General features: G+C 37.1%; 15 protein-coding genes. 1 reads left to right on the top strand and 14 read right to left on the bottom strand.

Annotated features, from left to right (window positions below):
* Positions 1-24: 24 nt before the first annotated feature.
* A complete protein-coding gene (locus tag GHI45_RS07225; RefSeq protein ID WP_147780164.1) occupies positions 25-981 on the top strand; it encodes a rhodanese-related sulfurtransferase in 957 nt (318 codons plus the stop codon).
* A gap of 27 nt (positions 982-1,008) precedes the next feature.
* Here GHI45_RS07225 and GHI45_RS07220 read toward each other — a convergent pair whose 3' ends face one another.
* The 14 genes from GHI45_RS07220 to GHI45_RS07155 all read right to left on the bottom strand — a co-directional run bounded on the left by GHI45_RS07220 (position 1,009) and on the right by GHI45_RS07155 (position 16,624).
* Positions 1,009-1,764, bottom strand: coding sequence for an HAD family hydrolase (locus tag GHI45_RS07220; protein WP_147780165.1), 756 nt, complete (start codon positions 1,762-1,764; stop codon positions 1,009-1,011).
* Positions 1,765-1,974: 210 nt separating this feature from the next.
* Entirely contained in the window at positions 1,975-2,106 is a 132-nt protein-coding gene (locus GHI45_RS11570; RefSeq protein ID WP_147780166.1) for an ATP-binding protein, read from the bottom strand.
* 37 nt (positions 2,107-2,143) lie between these two features.
* On the bottom strand, positions 2,144-3,808 hold the full coding sequence (gene alsS, locus GHI45_RS07210) for an acetolactate synthase AlsS (protein WP_147780167.1): 1,665 nt from the start codon (positions 3,806-3,808) through the stop codon (positions 2,144-2,146).
* Between the two features lie 219 nt (positions 3,809-4,027).
* Complete coding sequence (locus GHI45_RS07205) at positions 4,028-5,815, bottom strand: ABC transporter ATP-binding protein (RefSeq protein WP_370450757.1); 1,788 nt, start codon at positions 5,813-5,815, stop codon at positions 4,028-4,030.
* Positions 5,799-7,571: an ABC transporter ATP-binding protein gene (locus GHI45_RS07200; protein WP_147780168.1), complete on the bottom strand. Its 1,773-nt coding sequence runs from the start codon at positions 7,569-7,571 to the stop codon at positions 5,799-5,801. Before GHI45_RS07200 ends, GHI45_RS07205 begins: the two co-directional genes overlap by 17 nt.
* Before the next feature lie 164 nt (positions 7,572-7,735).
* Positions 7,736-8,317 carry an ECF transporter S component gene (locus GHI45_RS07195; RefSeq protein WP_147780169.1) on the bottom strand — a complete coding sequence of 194 codons (582 nt, stop codon included), beginning with the start codon at positions 8,315-8,317 and terminating at the stop codon, positions 7,736-7,738.
* A 428-nt stretch (positions 8,318-8,745) separates the two neighbouring features.
* Positions 8,746-10,137, bottom strand: a complete 1,392-nt coding sequence (locus GHI45_RS07190; RefSeq protein WP_147780170.1) for a bacteriocin secretion accessory protein — start codon at positions 10,135-10,137, stop codon at positions 8,746-8,748.
* 9 nt (positions 10,138-10,146) lie between these two features.
* On the bottom strand, positions 10,147-12,297 hold the full coding sequence (locus tag GHI45_RS07185; RefSeq protein ID WP_147780171.1) for a peptide cleavage/export ABC transporter: 2,151 nt from the start codon (positions 12,295-12,297) through the stop codon (positions 10,147-10,149).
* 461 nt (positions 12,298-12,758) lie between these two features.
* Positions 12,759-13,142 (bottom strand): hypothetical protein, encoded by a 384-nt coding sequence (locus GHI45_RS07180; protein ID WP_147780172.1) that lies wholly within the window; start codon positions 13,140-13,142, stop codon positions 12,759-12,761.
* Between the two features lie 100 nt (positions 13,143-13,242).
* Complete coding sequence (locus tag GHI45_RS07175; protein WP_147780173.1) at positions 13,243-13,914, bottom strand: CPBP family intramembrane glutamic endopeptidase; 672 nt, start codon at positions 13,912-13,914, stop codon at positions 13,243-13,245.
* 36 nt (positions 13,915-13,950) lie between these two features.
* Positions 13,951-14,142: a hypothetical protein gene (locus GHI45_RS07170; RefSeq protein WP_147780174.1), complete on the bottom strand. Its 192-nt coding sequence runs from the start codon at positions 14,140-14,142 to the stop codon at positions 13,951-13,953.
* Positions 14,143-14,166: 24 nt separating this feature from the next.
* The gene (locus GHI45_RS07165) at positions 14,167-14,379 is read right to left on the bottom strand and encodes a hypothetical protein (RefSeq protein WP_147780175.1); all 213 of its coding nucleotides are present in this window, start codon (positions 14,377-14,379) and stop codon (positions 14,167-14,169) included.
* 221 nt (positions 14,380-14,600) lie between these two features.
* The gene (locus GHI45_RS07160; RefSeq protein ID WP_147780176.1) at positions 14,601-15,635 is read right to left on the bottom strand and encodes an Rgg/GadR/MutR family transcriptional regulator; all 1,035 of its coding nucleotides are present in this window, start codon (positions 15,633-15,635) and stop codon (positions 14,601-14,603) included.
* Positions 15,636-15,886: 251 nt separating this feature from the next.
* A complete protein-coding gene (locus GHI45_RS07155) occupies positions 15,887-16,624 on the bottom strand; it encodes a pseudouridine synthase (protein WP_147780177.1) in 738 nt (245 codons plus the stop codon).
* Between the last annotated feature and the right edge of the window lies 1 nt (position 16,625).

The following is a 16,625-nucleotide window of genomic DNA, read 5'->3' as shown; positions in this document are numbered from 1 at the left end:
ATAATACAAGGAGCAAGAATTAAAATGACTCAGGATTACAGAGTACTCTTATATTACCAATATGTCCCACTTGAAAATGCAGAATTATTTGCCAAACAACACTTGGCAAATTGTAAAGCCATTGGTTTAAAAGGTCGGATTTTGGTTGCTGACGAAGGGCTTAACGGTACTGTTTCAGGTACCGTTGAACAAACAGATGCCTATATCGAATTGATGCATTCTGACCCACGCTTTGCTGATATGATGTTCAAAATTGACGAAGCAGACGAGAATGCTTTCAAAAAAATGCACGTCCGTTACCGCAATGAGCTCGTTAACTTGAGCCTTGAAGACGACATCAACCCACTCCAAACAACTGGTGCTTATCTTTCACCCGTTGAATTCCGCAAGGCAATGCTTGACGAAAATTCAGTCGTTATTGATGCCCGTAATGATTACGAATACGATTTAGGACATTTTAAAGATGCCATCCGTCCTGATATTCGTAACTTCCGTGACCTGCCAGAATGGATTAACGCCCACAAAGAACAATTCGCTGATAAACGCGTTTTGACTTATTGTACAGGTGGAATTCGTTGTGAAAAATTCTCAGGTTGGCTCGTCCGCGAAGGCTTCAATGACGTTGGACAACTCCATGGTGGGATTGCAACTTATGGAAAAGACCCTGAAGTTCAAGGCGACCTTTGGGAAGGACAAATGTATGTCTTTGATAGCCGTATCTCTGTTCCAATCAACCACAAAGAACATATCATTGTAGGAAAAGATTGGTTTGATGGAAGTCCTTGCGAACGTTATATCAACTGTGGTAACCCAGAATGTAACCGCCAAATGCTTGCATCTGAAGAAAATGAATACAAATACCTTGGTTCATGTTCACACGAATGCCGCATTCATCCGAATAACCGCTATATCGCGAAACATCAACTCACTTCTGAAGAAGTTGCTGAACGCATGAGCCTTATTAACGAAGTCATTGCTTAATAAAAAGACCAGCATTAGCTGGCTTTTTTATTTTGTAGAAAATTCCTTAAGATAAGCTGCAATGCCCTCTGCATTTGCAGGTAGGTAAGTCAAATCTGAATGTTTTAGTGTCAAAGAATTGCCAATGATATGTGCCTTTTGGGAAGATTTCAGGAGACTCACATCGTTGTGGTCATTTCCAAAAGCATTATAGGTTTGATTGGGAAAGAATTTTTTAAAGGTCGTCAGTTTATTGATATTTTTTGCGGTAATGTCAATACTGCTTGTCCCTTCGTGAAAAACCAGTTCGACTGGAAAACTCGCCAAAAGTGTTGCGATTTGTGCAAATAAACATTCAGGCAAGTTTAATAAAATGCACTTGATGGGTTTCTTCAGCTTCTCTATAGCTACGTTTTGAGAGAGTTTCAAAGCATCTACTTTCGAATTGATTTGCGCAAGGGCCTCATTTCTATTTTTGAGAGCATAATACCACTCGTCATCAATCAAATAATCAAGGTCATACTGATCAATGAGCGCCTTAATAAATCCCATGCTTTCGATATCAATCACAGCTATACTTTCAATCTTTCCGTCATTTTTGACTATTGAGCCATTTCCTCCAATGTAAAAATTATTTTCAAAATCCTTTTTGAGCAAGGGAAGCATGTCTCTGATTGGACGAGCAGACGCAAAAACCACCGTGTGATGCTGTGCCTCCAGCTTATGAATTGCTGCCACAAGTGCTGGCGAAATTTGCGCTCCTTGAAAGGAAATTGTTCCATCTAAATCAAATACATCAATCATTCAAAACCATTTTCTATTTTTTTTTTGTAAAATCCACTTCTTTTATTATATCCTTTTCTTTCAGTCCGCATCTAGCACAAGCGAACAATTCTTTGATTATCTTCTGTTAATGTTCGGAAGTTCAAACTTTATTACTGTCTCAAGCTTTTAGTTTTTCAGCAGGAGTATTTGTATCTTGAGCTTTGTTTAGCCAAGTCAATAGCAGAATGACTAGTCTTGACTTAGACTGATTTCAAATATTGTCTGTTGACTGTTGCTCTCTACTGTGATTTTTCCACCATGTAAATCAATAATTCTTTTCACAATAGCAAGACCAATCCCATTTTTCAAAAGAAAAAGCACTACAAACGAAGTGCTTTTTCTTTTGTTTTATTTAATATCAATAAAATTCTTCTGGCAACATAGTGTCTGCCAATTTGATATTGTCTGAGTAGTCGATTGGTACATCAATTACGACTGGGCCAGATGTTTCTGGGATATTGTTGATGATTTCAAGGAATTCATCTACGCTTGTTGCACGGTAGCCTTTTGCTCCCATTGCTTCAGCATATTTGACGTAGTCAACTGCACCGAAGTCCACACCTGCTGAACGACCGTATTTCTTTTCTTCTTGGAATTTAACCATGTCGAAATGTCCGTCGTTCCATACGATATGTACGATTGGAAGGTTCAAACGAACAGCTGTTTCAAGTTCTTGTCCAGTAAAGAGCATTCCGCCATCACCAGAGTGAGAGTAAACACGTTTTCCTGGACGGAGCAATGCTGATGTGATTGCCCATGGAAGTGCAACACCGAGCGTTTGCATTCCGTTTGAGAAGAGCAAGTGACGTGGTTCGTATGATTTGAAGTAACGTGCCATCCAGATATAAAGTGAACCAACGTCAACTGTAACTGTTTCATCGTCTTTAACGATAGATTGGAATGCGTCAACCAATTCGAGTGGGTGCAAGCGACCGTCAACATGGACGATTTCTTGGTCGCGGTTGTTCATGATAGCGTGGATATCGCGTAAATAATCTACTGAACCATTTGGCAGTTGGTAACCACGAATGGCTGGAAGCAAGTTGTCAAGTGTTTGAGCGATATTTCCGATAAGTTCACGTTCTGGTTGATAGAAAGTATCGATTTCAGCAATGGCGTTGTCGATAACAACAACACGGCTATCAATCTCAGCGTTCCAGTTACGTGCTTCATATTCGATTGGGTCATAACCAATCGCAATAATCAAATCTGAACGTTTCAACAACATATCTCCTGGTTGGTTACGGAAAAGTCCGACACGTCCAAAGAAAGTGTGTTCCAAATCACGTGAAATAACACCTGCACCTTGGAATGTTTCAACGACTGGAATAGCAACGTGAGTCAAAAGTTGACGGAGTGAAGCTGCAACTTTTGCATCAGATCCACCAGCACCAACTAAGATAACTGGCAAAACTGCATTTTTAATGGCTTGTGCCAAATAGTTAATGTCATCGATTGAGGCATTCCCCATTTTTGGTTCTGACATTGGTTTAATTGCTTTTACATCTACTTCTGCATCTGTAACGTCTTGAGGAATTGAGAGGAAGCTTGCGCCGTGTTTTCCTGATTTTGCTAAACGCCAAGCATTTGCAAGTGTTTCAGAAAGGGTTTCTGGTGCTTGAACTTCTGCTGAGTATTTAGTAATTGGAGCAAACAATGCGGCATTGTTCATTGATTGGTGTGAACGTTTGAGCAAGTCGCTACGTTTAACTTGTCCACCGATAGCGAGTACGGCATCTCCTTCAGCTGTTGCTGTCAAAAGACCAGTCGCAAGGTTTGAAACTCCAGGACCACTTGTAACAAGTGCTACACCTGGTTTACCAGTCAAACGTCCAACTGCTTGTGCCATGAAGGCTGCGCCTTGTTCGTGTCGTGTAATGATGAGTTCTGGAGTGTTTTCGCCATTTTCGAGACGGTCAAAAACACGGTCAATCTTAGCTCCGGGAATACCGAAAACATATTTTACATCATGGTTGATAAGACTATCAACAATCAAATCGGCTCCGAATTTTTTCTCAGCCATTTTATACCTCTTTTAAATTATTAATAAACAAATTGTATTCTTGTTATCTTCCTATTCTATCAGTTTTCATGGGCTTTTTCAAAAAATCTATTTGATATTTTTACCGCCAATTTAAGATAACGATTACATATTTTTGTGTTAATCGCTTCCATTATGATAAGGTCAATTATTAAGGCAAAATTAGAAAAAAATAAAAAAACTAATAAAATTATTAGTTTTTTACACCTCACTTTGTAAACTTTGGAGCAAATACATTTCGGCGTAATAGCCGTTTTGGGCAAGGAGTTGGTCGTGTGTGCCACGTTCAATGATTTGTCCTGCTTCTAGGACTAAGATTTGATTGGCGTCTTTGATGGTTGACAGCCGGTGGGCTATGGCCATTGTCGTTCTACCTTGTCGCATGTTACCTAATCCTTTTTGAATTAGTGCTTCGGTTTCCGTATCGATATTGGCTGTCGCTTCGTCGAGCAGTAGGATTTTAGGTTGGCGCACCATGGTTCGTGCAAAATTGATGAGTTGGCGTTCTCCAGCCGAAAAATTACTGCCCCCCTCGATAACTTGCGTGTCAAATCCTTGGTCAAGCGCATTGATAAAACTGTCAGCATGGACAAATTTGGCAGCTTCAACGGCAGCTTCGTCAGTAATGACAGAACTCATCATCTTGATATTGTCAGTCACCGAGGCTACAAACATGAAACTATCCTGCAAGACCAGACCTATTTTTTTGCGAAGTTCTTCTTTGCTATAAGCTCTGATGTCCACATCATCAATCAAAACTTGGCCTTCTTCAAATTCGTAAAATCGCATAAAGACGTTGATAATACTTGACTTACCAGAGCCCGTATGACCAACAAAAGCAACCGTTTCGCCAGGATTGACAATGAAAGAAATGTCTTTCAAGACTTGATGTTCTCCGTCATAGCTAAAATTGACATGACGAAATTCAATTTTTCCTTGTTGAATGAGATGGGTATTGTTGTCAGCGCTGATAGGTGCATATTCGGTCTCTTCCATGATAGTTTTAATTCGGCTGGCGGAAACCATGCCGTTTGAGAAACTGGAGAGGGAATCCATGAGATTTGAAATCGGCTGGAAATAGATTTGTACGTTGGAAATGAAGGCATAAATCAATCCAGATGCCACGACCGTGTGCATACTGCGGTTTGAAAACATCAGAAGTACGATAATGATTGACAGGCCCATCAGGAAATTTACCAATGGACTAAGCAAAAGTCCATTGATTTGAATGACGCGTTTACGATAACCATAATATTCTTCGTTGGTTTGATTAAAATTGGCCTCCAGTCTTTTTTCCTGACGAAATTGTTGAATAATCCGCATACCTGAGATGTACTCGTTAAGCTTGGTATTCAGCTCTGAGCGTTTTTTCAGCATGAGTTGATATACTTTGGTACTTGCCTTTTGATAAATGATCACTGCAAATAGCAAAAGGGGCAAGAAAATCAGCATGACCAATGCAATTTGTGCATCAATAACAAAAAGTGCAATGAAAGCAATGATAATTGAAATCACGCTCATCAAGGCGTTAAACAACATTTGCCAGAATGGAAATAAATCCGTATCGTTGGTCATTCGCGTAATTAGCCAGCCCGTTGGCTTTTGATCAAAATAACGCATGCCTAAGGTATGCAATTTTGCATATACGGTTTTACGAATGGCCTGATTGACAAAAATTGATCCATTTTGCAATTCATTCCATTTGAAGAAAAATGCGATGGAATTGATCAAATTGAGGACAAAATACAAGATGGCAAAATACCAAATAATCTGATCTGTGGCTTTTTCCGTTTGCAAATAAGCGTCCATAAAGGTGGAAATAACAAATGGCATGATGGATGCTAGGGCTGTTGTTATGATACTAAAGACAAAAGCCAAAATAAAATAACGTTTAAAGGGCAAGAGGAACTTAAAAATGAATTTGAAAACCGACCAGTTTTCTTTCCAGGTCATTTTTTCGTCCATGTTTTCATTATTTTCCATTTTCATCCTCCTTTCCCGCCTTTTCTGATAAATGGCTTTCGATTTGTTGCATTTGCCACATTTTGGCGTACCAACCGTCAGTGCTGACAAGCTGATGATGTTTGCCTCGCTCACTGACACGGCCGGCTTCAAGCACTAAAATCTCGTCTGCTTCCATGACTGAGCTTAAGCGATGACTGACAATAATGGTGCTTGACGCATTGCGCCGCTCTTTGAGGTTATTCAAAATCTTGTTTTCAGTTTTGGCATCGACCGCTGATAAGGCATCATCCAAAATCAAGAGTTTGGGATTGACCAACAGTGCGCGTGCAATGGATAAGCGTTGTTTCTGTCCTCCAGACAATGACACGCCGCGTTCGCCAACGACCGTTTCATAGCCTTTTGGAAATGCTAAAATATCGTCATGAATGCCTGCGATTTGTGCTGCTTTTTCAACTTCTTCCTGTGTCGCGTCCGCTTTACCAAATCGGATATTGTCTTTCACGGTCATTGAAAATAGGAAGTGTTCCTGAGGCACATAACCAATCGACGTTAAATATTCATCTAACTGATAATCGACAATCGAATGTCCAGCATAAGAAATTGTTCCTTCAAAGTGATCAAATTCGCGCATGAGTAATTTAATAATTGAAGATTTTCCCGAACCCGTCCGACCTACAAGGCCAAGCAAATGTCCTGGTTCAAGTGCGAATTCGATGTCTTTAATCATGACTTTTTCTTCATCTGGATAAGAAAAATTTTTCACTTCAAAATCAAGTCTTCCTTGTTCAGGCAAATCTAATCCACCTTCAGAAACTTTAGAATAGGCTTTTTGATGGAGCAATTTGTCAACACGGGCATAAGAGGCACGCCCACGTTCCATCACATTAAACAACATACCAATGGCAAACATTGGCCAAACCAGATTACTGATGTAGGCCATAAATGAAACCAGTTGTCCTAGACTCAAGACATGGTGAACAACATAATAACCGCCAAGTAAAATGGTCAAGGTATAAGAGAGACCAACGATGAAAGTGATGAGAGGATCATAAAGTGAATCAATTCGATTGACTCTTACAAAAGCGGCATCAATTTGATCAAGCTTGACCTGCAAATCTGCCTTATCCTGTTCTTCTTCGCCAAATGACTTGATGGCTTTCATGCCCGTGATTGACTCTTGAACCTTATCGTTCATCTCAGAAAAGGTCTCTTGCGCATGCTCAAAACTTTCATGGATATGATCTCCAAGGGTTTTTGAGACAATGGCGAGTAGAGGTAATGGAAGGACGGCAATAATGGTCAATTTCCAATCAATGAAAAGCAACATGGCAACAATGGTCGTCCCGCCAGTCATAAGAGAATCTGCCCAAGTCAAAACACCTAGCCCTGCCACTTCTTGAATGGCATTCAAATCATTTGTGGCGTGTGCCATCAAATCACCCGTTCGATTTTTTTGATAAAAGAGGGTGTCCATTTTTAAGAAATGATGAAAGAGTTTAGCACGCATGATTTTTTCAAGGCGAAAGGCTTCGCCCCAAATGTTAGTTGACCAAATGTAGCGAAATGCGTACTCAAAAAGGGCGGTGACTAATAGCACCACCATATAAACTGTCATCACTGACAAAGTCAAATTATGTTTGACTAGATGGTCAATGACTTTACCGATGATTAGAGGTGGAATTAGGTGCGTTAAAGACACCATAAAAAGTGCAAAAAGACCAATTCCATAGCCTTTTTTCTCTTCTTTAAAAAACCACCAAAGTTCTTTAAAAATTTTCATAAAAATCCTCTGATTAAGCCGTTATACATGTAAAGTGAGCGGACGGCGTGTTATTGTATATACAATTATAGTATAGTCAACAATATTATAACACAATCGTCAGAGGATTTAAAATATAATAAAAATGAAAATAAAAAAGACCATTTCACGAATGGTCTTTATGATTAAGCGTTGATAAATTTGACAGCTTTAGAACTGCGAAGTGCCCAATAAAGAACAGCAAAGGCTACTGCGAAAATCACACCTTCAAGCAAATTGAATGGGATAACAACAGGCAGTACATATGCAGATAAACTTAAAGCAGATGCAGGATAATGTGCAAATGTTTCATAAACTGGAATGGCATAGACCAGATTTAAGAAAGTCATGGCAACAGTCATTCCAAGCGTGGCAACGATTGCCCCTAAAATGTACTTGCCAATCGTGAATTCTTTACGAACAAAGAGATAAATCAAGCCTGCAAAGACGATAATGGCAACAAAGTTCATTGGTAAACCAACGACCGTATTGACTCCGTCATTGAATAAGAGAAACCATAAAATCGTACGAATGATTAAGATGGTCAGCCCTGCGCCCATGCCCATCATAAATAAGCCCAATAAAATTGGTAAGATGGTCAAATCAACTTTCAAGAATGGAATTCCCAAGATTGAAAATTGTAAGAATGGCAGTGCAAGCACCGTTGAGATTGCGGACAAAATGGCAATGGTTGTCAATTTGCGCGTCTGTAACATTGAGTTAGACATAAAAAAAGCCTCCAAATAGAAAAAGTAATTCTTCATATTTCGAGGAAGTTGATAAGCATTTTTTGTTCGTGAAAAGACGTCCTAAAAAGTACGTAACACAAAAAATTGTCCATCTTCTTCCATCCAGACTGTAAAACCGATAAAAAACTGTCATTTTCATAACCTTATTTATCGATTAAATCTTTCCTGCTTAATCGCTGGTCAGATTTCACTGTCGCTGCTAGATTTTCACTAGCTCAATCGCTCTTGCGAATCGCGGAGTTGTCAGGTCTAACTATCTAAATCAGCCTGATTTACCGCCGGTCCCGAATTTCACGGTGCCCTGAAGATAAGAGTATTATAACATAAAGTCTTACGAATGACAAGCTTCTTATTTCAAACTTAAACAGTTCGACTTTAAAATATTATTAGATTTCTTTTTCTAGTATTTATTCTTTACCGCTTAATTTGTCTAAATAATCGTTAAAAAATGTTTTATCTCCTATGATTATTCCAACCTTACCTTGAATACCATATCTTATATTTAGAAGGTCTGATTTATTTAGTGTTGTCGTTGCTTCAACTTTATAGAAATTTAGATTATTTTGATCTGTCGGTGCACTGTCAATATGTGTAATTTTCCCCTCCATAATTTCAGGTTTGGGCAGTGTTTGAATCACAGTGAACCTTGCGGTCTGTCCTAATTTGATACCTGAAAGTTGGGAACTAGGAATATATGCTGTAATCTTTACTGGTGTCTTTATAGATAATGTCGGATAAATCTGTGCAAGTGGTGTCCCATTTGGAATAGTCTTTAAGCCAATTATATTAGGTAGTACATGGAGTATCCCACTATTATTGGATAATATTTCTCCTTGTTGATTTTCCTGTTTCTGTAAACCAATTTTTGCATTTATATTAGCTAAATTTGATGTTAAATCTGTCATATTTTTATCAATGTTCTGAAGTTCTTGCGATTTAAGCTCTGACAGTTGACTTCCCAAGCTAGTATCTATCGCATTGCTATTATTCAAACTTGAATTTTGAACGTTCAAAGATTGAATTTGTTCTTGTAAACTGTTAATACTACTTTGAATACTCGCTAAAAATTGACTTTGTAGTGCCTGCTTCTGTGAAGTTGAGGCTGTATCTGTACCCGTTATTGTTTTTATTTGACTATTGAAACTGTCTAACTGCGCTTTGAATGGATTTTCGCTTTCAACCTTACCGCTTCCGGAAGTATTGACTGCATTTTCAAGAATTTGATACTGTGAGATTTGGGTGTTCAAAGTTACAATTTGTGCACTGATTGTGCTTTGCTCGTCTGCAACTGTATTATTCTGATCCGTTACGGCTTGATTAGACTTATTGACATTAGCTGTTACTGACTGTTCTTGTGCTTGATATGCCTTATACTCCGATTCATATCCAAAACCATCATCCTTTTGAAATTCATCGTTTCCGTTTAATACACTTTGCTTTAAAATTAAGAGTTGAATTTTTTGTGCTTCAAATTGCTTCTCCTGTGCAATTATTGCATCAAGTGTTGTCGTATCTGCAATGCTATTGTATTTGATAAGTAAGTCATTTTTTGAAATATTTTTCCCTTCTTGTAAATTGTTAACCACAATCTGACTATTACTGGTAGATTGAATTTGTGCAACAATCGCACTAGGCTCAATGTCACCTTGACTCGTAACGAGTACCTCTTTTTTTGCAAAAACGGAAAATATGAGCAATCCAATCATCAAGGCAAGAACTGGAAATATAACCATCGTTGCAAAGTTTTTGTAGCGTCGTGAATAGAGTTCAGCACTTTCTAATAATTTTTTATCAAACATTGATAACTCCTAACTTTGGTACAATTTGGCATAGAAACCATTTTGAGCGACTAGTTCTTCATGACTTCCACTCTCAATGATTTTTCCTTGTTCAATTACCACCACTCTGTCACTCTGTGCTGCAATAGATAAACGATGTGCAATAAATATAATCGTTTTATCTAGTGCAAAAATATTGTTTAAAATTTTCTTTTCAGTGATGACATCAAGATTACTTGTCGCTTCATCAAAAATCAAGACTTTAGCTGGAGACAGCAGAGCACGAGCCAACGCAATTCGTTGTTTTTGACCGCCTGATAAAGTCGTCGCATCACTTGAAAGCTCTGTTTGATAGCCCATAGGTAGCCGCTCAATATCTAAGCGAATATCAGCACATTCAACTGCTTTCATAATCGCTTCCTGCGTTACCTCTACTTCACATCCCAGTGTTAGATTTTCAAGAACTGTACCTGTAAAAATATATGGCTGTTGTGGAAGGTAATTAATGACTTTACGGAGCTGATGTTTGTCCATATTTTGAATATCAATTCCACCGAATGTGATATTTCCTTTCGTTGGCTCAAAGAAATTGACCAGTAATTTAACAAGTGTACTTTTACCTGATCCAGACATTCCAACCAACGTTAATTTTTCATTTTCTTTGATGCTGAGGTTAATATTTGAGAGAGTATCTCGACCAAAGCCATATCTATAATAAACATTATTCAGATGAATTTCATGATTTGGAATGAGTATCTGTGCTTTTGTATTATCAAACTCGCTCTCGACTAAATAAACTTCATTGAGCCGATTGTTGGCAACTTTTGCCGATTGAAGTTTCGTTTGAAGATTGATAATATTGGCCAAAGGATTAGTAAAATAGGTTAATAAGGCGTTGAATGTAATCAGTTGCCCTAATGTCAATTTTTGACTCATAACAAGTGTCGCACCAAACCAAAGAATAAAAACTGACAACATAAGCTGAGTTCCAGTTTTGAAAGAAGCTTGCAAGGCTTCATATTTTTGACGTTCAAATGAAGTTTTGAGATAAAAGACAAACTCGCGATCAATCTTCTGATAACGTGCCGCTTCGCTTCCAAGTGCCTTTATTGTTTCAATTCCATTAATATCTTCAATAATAGATGAACTTAAAATAGCATTTGCTTGCATTGTTTCTTGATTTTTCTTTTCAAACAAGGGAATGAAAAGAAAGACAATCACGGCATAAATCGGTATTGAAGCGAGAACTAGTAAAAAGAGATTTAAATTTTGGAGTCCAAGTACTGTGCCTGTAAGTAAGGCAATAGATACATCTAAGAAGAGCGACATCATCGTTGAAGCAAGTGCATCCAAAATAGAATTAGCGTCAGAGAAACGACTCGTAATTTCTCCTGTTCGTCGTGTTGCAAAAAAGGACATCGGTAATTCAAAGATATGACGAATATATGATAAAATCACATCAATTGCTAAACGTTGCCCCAAAACGTTGAGTAAAAAAGTCTGAGCAAAGGATAGAACTTGCTGAATTATATAAGTCACGAGAAGCCCTACAGAGATAATCCCAAGCGTATTCATTAAGGCATTTGGAATATAATCATCAATGATATTCTGAAGGTAGTAGGAACCAACGATGTTAATCAAAGTCACGAGTAAAGCTGCAACTACGATGTTTATAATTAATTTCTTTTGGCGGATAAGGACAGGGATGAATGAAGCCAAGGAACTTGCTTTTTCTTTTAGGGGTTTATATTCTGGCTTTGGTGCAATAAACAAGCTTACGCCAGTCCATTCTTTAGCAAATCGTTCTTTAGATATTTTGCATATCTTGACAGTTGGATCTGGGTCAGCAATCTGAATTTCATTGCCTTTGTGTCCGAATACCACGTAATAATGGGCATATTTTTGTTCTTTAATAACGTTGACAATAAAAGGATAAGATATATCACTCATCTCAAATAAAGTCATATCTGCACGTAAGGCTTGGGTAGAAAAACCAAGTTCATCTGCAGCCCGAACAATGCCAAATGCTGAGGTTCCTTCCATATCGGTCTTTGCTCTAACACGTAAAGCAGCCAGTGATTGTTCAGAACCATAGACTTTTAAAATCATTGCAAGTGCTGCGACTCCACAATCACGTTGGTCAACTTGAGGTGTATAATATTGTTTCTTAAATTTTGGCATATCAAACCCACTTCCTAAAGAAACTTGATTTCTGCAACAACCTACAAATCTTATAGGCTGTTGTAGAAATTGCAAAAAATTGCAATTTCTAGTAACAGAGTTTGTTAATTTAAACCTTTTTGTTATAGTTTATAACTACGAGAAAATAGAATATTGCCGTTATTAAGCTTAAAGATCAAACACATTATGCAAATCAGGATAGTATTGAAGATATTTCCTAACAGAGCGAAATGTTTTATTTTATCCATGATATCCTCCTCTTAAATAAACTCAGACTAATTGTCTGAATTTATTTTTTAAGACTTAAGCATATGTTGGACAAGGCCGAATATATCGGATTTCTTCCTGTTGAAAGTCGAAAAATCCAGACATGTATCCTGACATTAGTCCATTTAGAAAATCAGTCCAACCAACACGTATCCTGCAGTATATCTAGCAACAACATAATGAAGTTTTATAGTTTAAGCAACATTTGTAACTTTATCATTTATTCTAGAAGCTACTATCATCAAGAGACCTGAAATAATACTTAAGAAAAGTGTAAAAAACATTCCAGGAAAGATTGAAAGGATACCATAAATAAGGAGGAAAGTATTTAATATTTTGAGATTTGGTTTTGCGAAAGAAATCCATGTCAGGATACATCCCAAAATGGCAATACTCATAATTAGTATTCCAATCATTGATGCTGTACCGATTGAAAGTCGTGCGCTTCCTTGTGCTCCAGCATTAAAGCCATTTACAGCATCTTGATTAAAGGAAATGGAAAAAATCCCTATCAGTATTAGTGTAGTGACTGTATTTGCAATAGCTGCAAATAACGTCCAAATTCTTTTTTTGCTCATTTTTATCAGCTTTCTTTGTCTACTCATTTTTATTAAATTAGTATTTTTTAGTTTTTACAACTGTCACTTTGGATGAAGCGACTCTCATACTTCACATCTTCTAAATAATAGTTACGAAAATGTTCCAAATACAGTGTGCCACTACACTTATTTCAACCTTTCCAGTTCTATAATACAATGAACTAAAGACTGCTCCCATCAAAAGATAAGGTAGCCACTGTATCCAACAAGTAATCTGATATTGCATATGCCAAGCAGCAAAGAAAACTGTCGAACATATCCAAGATAATCTTTTATTGTTCTGAAACAGAAGCTCAAAAAATCCTATACGAAAGATAGTTTCTTCCATTATGGGTCCCGCAATGCAAACCAATAACAAAATGAGAAAAGTAGGTATATTCCACGAACGAATGCTACTTTGATTAGAGGAAAGTACCGAAGCATGACTTACAACCCTAACAGCAGTCAAAATGAGTTGCCCAATAAATATAGTTCCAAAAGCGAAAACTATTTTTAATCTATTTTGCCAAATTAATCGCCATTCCCACTTACTAAAACCTTTTTTCTTCGTCCAATAAACGAAAAAGACGATATCCAACAAAGTTACTCCCGTTACAATCACCATTTGTATAAAAGAAAGATCTCCATTGTGAGGTTGGAAAAAATAGATAATCTTTTGAGGAATAAAGTTAAGTGTAATCAGCCCTAAAATAATTGGAATGTTAATTATTATCGATTGTATATTCTCGATTATTTTATGTGTCAACGTCATTTTACTATTCTTGATAACCTTTTTACTTTCTGATGATTATTGATCAAAATCATAGTTGGGTTCGTTATTACCATAACTTTGGCTGAAACCATAAGCGAACAGTCCCGCAGTATAACCACAGAATTCAAAAAATTTGTAGACTCCGCTTTCTCCTCCAAGTATAGTACAAAGCTCTTCATCAGAAATTTTATTAAATTTCTTTGTAATTTCACTAATATCATTTTTCATGATAATATCCTCCATTCTTCCGTATTAATAACCATTTGTTACACGATCTGCTTTTGAAAATCCAGCACACCAACCTCTAAATGCATCGATGAAAAAATTTCCTAAGTCATACCCTCCATGACTGGGACTGGTATATTCTGTATCATTAGTAGCACCTGCACACCCATTATAGTACCAACCACCTTTAATTTCTGAGAGTTTTTCATCGGAGATTATTACAAATTTTTCGTTCATCATAAAATTCACGCTTTCCTTATTAAAATAGTTTTGATTTTGCGACACCTATGATAATCACATCTGATTATCTATATTAAAAATTCCATTGGAGTGTACCTCTACTATATCTTCCTCTCCTCGCTTTACGATTTCTCGTTCAGCTCATTTATCTTTATGAGTTTATTATACACCCCGTTTTTTGAGAATAAGAAAATCGTCAAAAATTTTTGACGACTAATTATTTATTTGACATATTGCTGATAAAGACTGCGAAATCTATTGTAAGTCTGAACATCACCAAGTTGTTTAAAAAGCTTAATGGCCTGTTTCATTTCTTCAAGTCCATGTTCTTTATCTTCGTGTTTAAAGTAAAAATATCCTGTCACAAAATTAAAGGATATCCTAGCATATTCGTCCCGATCCATGAATAAGGTCTGACAATTTTTCAAAATAAGGCGTGCAAATTCATACTCTTCTCTATTGATTAGGATAAAACTTACTGTCAACGCAGCTCGAATTATCAGATTGTGATAACCAATACGATAGTCATATAGAATTTTATTGCGAATAAAATCTTTTATAATCAATCGGATGGTATCAGTTTCTAGATTCTTACAAATTAATATAAATGCCTTTAGTTCGCTTGACGTCCAATCTTCTAACCCAAAGAAATATGTGCTTACTTCGGTAATTTCAAATTCATTTAATGGCTCTAGGCACGCTTTTGCTGAATAGGCAACCATCTGATAGTCTTTATGATGTTTGGCTTCCTCGTATATGGACTTAATTTTATCCCAATCAGCTTTAAAGTAGGCTTGATTTAAGTCATGATAAATCACGACAAAATTTTCTTCTGTTCCAAAATTTAAAGCATAACTATATTCCGATAAAGGAACATGCATCATTTGAAGTCCTGCATCGATTACATCAAAATTAAGCATAATTTTTCCTTCTTCAAATAAAGATAGACCTAATTCACTTAATCCAATATTTTGAAAATCAGTTAATAGGAACTCTCGTTGCTCACGAAAATCATGAAATACCTTACCATAGCGACGAAAAATTGCCTTATTATCCACAAGTGTAAGAAAAGAGTCCAAATGAATTCCCATAAATTGTAATGCACTTTCTAGTGTATCAATTTTTATCATACTTTTTGCTGATTCAAAAGTTGCGATATTTTGTCTGGATATGCCAACTACATTGAAATCTGAGAGCGACAATCCACGTTGCTCACGCAAAAATTTGAATGTTTTTGCCATTTTTTGAAGTTCCATAAATCAATATTTCCTTTTCTAAATTTTAATTATAAAATAGAATGCCACAGCAGTATCAAAAAATTGAATTTTTTGATAATTCCAATTATACTCTTATATTCTTTGGGTGGCATAAATAAAATACGTGTAAGTTAAGATAGTAAGTATATTTTTTTATGGATTCAACACGCAATAATAATTTTTTTCAAAAATCAAACAAAGAAAAACCGCTCCTCTTCTGAAACGGTTTTTGTCAGTGCTGACAAGCAGCATTATTCTTTGTTTTCACCTTTTTGATTGGCTTGATTGACCAGTTGTGAAACTTCTTTTTTGTTCAAACGGCGGTATTGGCCAGTTGGCAAACCGTCAAGCGCCAATGTTCCATATTGGACACGGCTCAATTTTTGGACGGGAAGTCCACACGCCGCAAACATATTTTTGACCTGGTGATTTTGTCCTTGGTGAATGGTCAAGCTAACAATGGTATGATTTTTTTCTTGTTCATGGCGGATGATTTCATAACGGGCTGGGCTTACTTTTTTGCCGTCAATGGTCATGCCCAATGTCAAAGGACGCAGATTGACTTTATTGGCTTGTCCTTCAACCTTTGCCACATAGACTTTTTCAATCCCGTGGCGAGGGTGAGTCATCAAATTGGTAAAATCACCGTCATTTGTCAAAATCAAAAGCCCTGACGTATCCCAGTCCAAACGTCCGACTGGATAAATCCGTTCTTTCACGTTTGGCAATAATTCAAGCACAGTTTTTCGGCCTTTGTCATCGCTGACAGAAGAGATATAACCTCTTGGTTTGTTCAAAAGATAATAAACAGGTTCTTCGTTATAAATGGCAAGTCCATTGACTTCCACCAAATCTCCTGACTCCACTTGGTAGCCAAGTTCTTTCATGGTTTGTCCGTTCACGGTTACCCGTCCAGCCAAAATCAATTCTTCCGCTTTTCTCCGACTTGCAACACCCGCGTGCGCAATGTATTTGTTAATTCGGGTCATT

This window comes from Lactococcus sp. dk101, assembly GCF_009601055.1.
Lineage (GTDB): Bacteria > Bacillota > Bacilli > Lactobacillales > Streptococcaceae > Lactococcus.
Note: the sequence above shows the minus strand (reverse complement) of the source record. Positions and strands in the feature narration are given on the sequence as shown.

Excerpts from the sequence above, each read along its gene's own strand:
- GHI45_RS07225 (WP_147780164.1), top strand. The coding sequence starts at position 25 with ATGACTCAGGATTACAGAGTACTCTTATATTACCAATATGTCCCACTT.
- GHI45_RS07220 (WP_147780165.1), bottom strand. The coding sequence starts at position 1,764 with ATGATTGATGTATTTGATTTAGATGGAACAATTTCCTTTCAAGGAGCG.
- alsS (WP_147780167.1), bottom strand. The coding sequence starts at position 3,808 with ATGGCTGAGAAAAAATTCGGAGCCGATTTGATTGTTGATAGTCTTATC.
- GHI45_RS07205 (WP_370450757.1), bottom strand. The coding sequence starts at position 5,815 with ATGAAAATGGAAAATAATGAAAACATGGACGAAAAAATGACCTGGAAA.
- GHI45_RS07200 (WP_147780168.1), bottom strand. The coding sequence starts at position 7,571 with ATGAAAATTTTTAAAGAACTTTGGTGGTTTTTTAAAGAAGAGAAAAAA.
- GHI45_RS07195 (WP_147780169.1), bottom strand. The coding sequence starts at position 8,317 with ATGTCTAACTCAATGTTACAGACGCGCAAATTGACAACCATTGCCATT.
- GHI45_RS07190 (WP_147780170.1), bottom strand. The coding sequence starts at position 10,137 with ATGTTTGATAAAAAATTATTAGAAAGTGCTGAACTCTATTCACGACGC.
- GHI45_RS07185 (WP_147780171.1), bottom strand. The coding sequence starts at position 12,297 with ATGCCAAAATTTAAGAAACAATATTATACACCTCAAGTTGACCAACGT.
- GHI45_RS07180 (WP_147780172.1), bottom strand. The coding sequence starts at position 13,142 with ATGAGCAAAAAAAGAATTTGGACGTTATTTGCAGCTATTGCAAATACA.
- GHI45_RS07175 (WP_147780173.1), bottom strand. The coding sequence starts at position 13,914 with ATGACGTTGACACATAAAATAATCGAGAATATACAATCGATAATAATT.
- GHI45_RS07170 (WP_147780174.1), bottom strand. The coding sequence starts at position 14,142 with ATGAAAAATGATATTAGTGAAATTACAAAGAAATTTAATAAAATTTCT.
- GHI45_RS07165 (WP_147780175.1), bottom strand. The coding sequence starts at position 14,379 with ATGATGAACGAAAAATTTGTAATAATCTCCGATGAAAAACTCTCAGAA.
- GHI45_RS07160 (WP_147780176.1), bottom strand. The coding sequence starts at position 15,635 with ATGGAACTTCAAAAAATGGCAAAAACATTCAAATTTTTGCGTGAGCAA.
- GHI45_RS07155 (WP_147780177.1), bottom strand. The coding sequence starts at position 16,624 with ATGACCCGAATTAACAAATACATTGCGCACGCGGGTGTTGCAAGTCGG.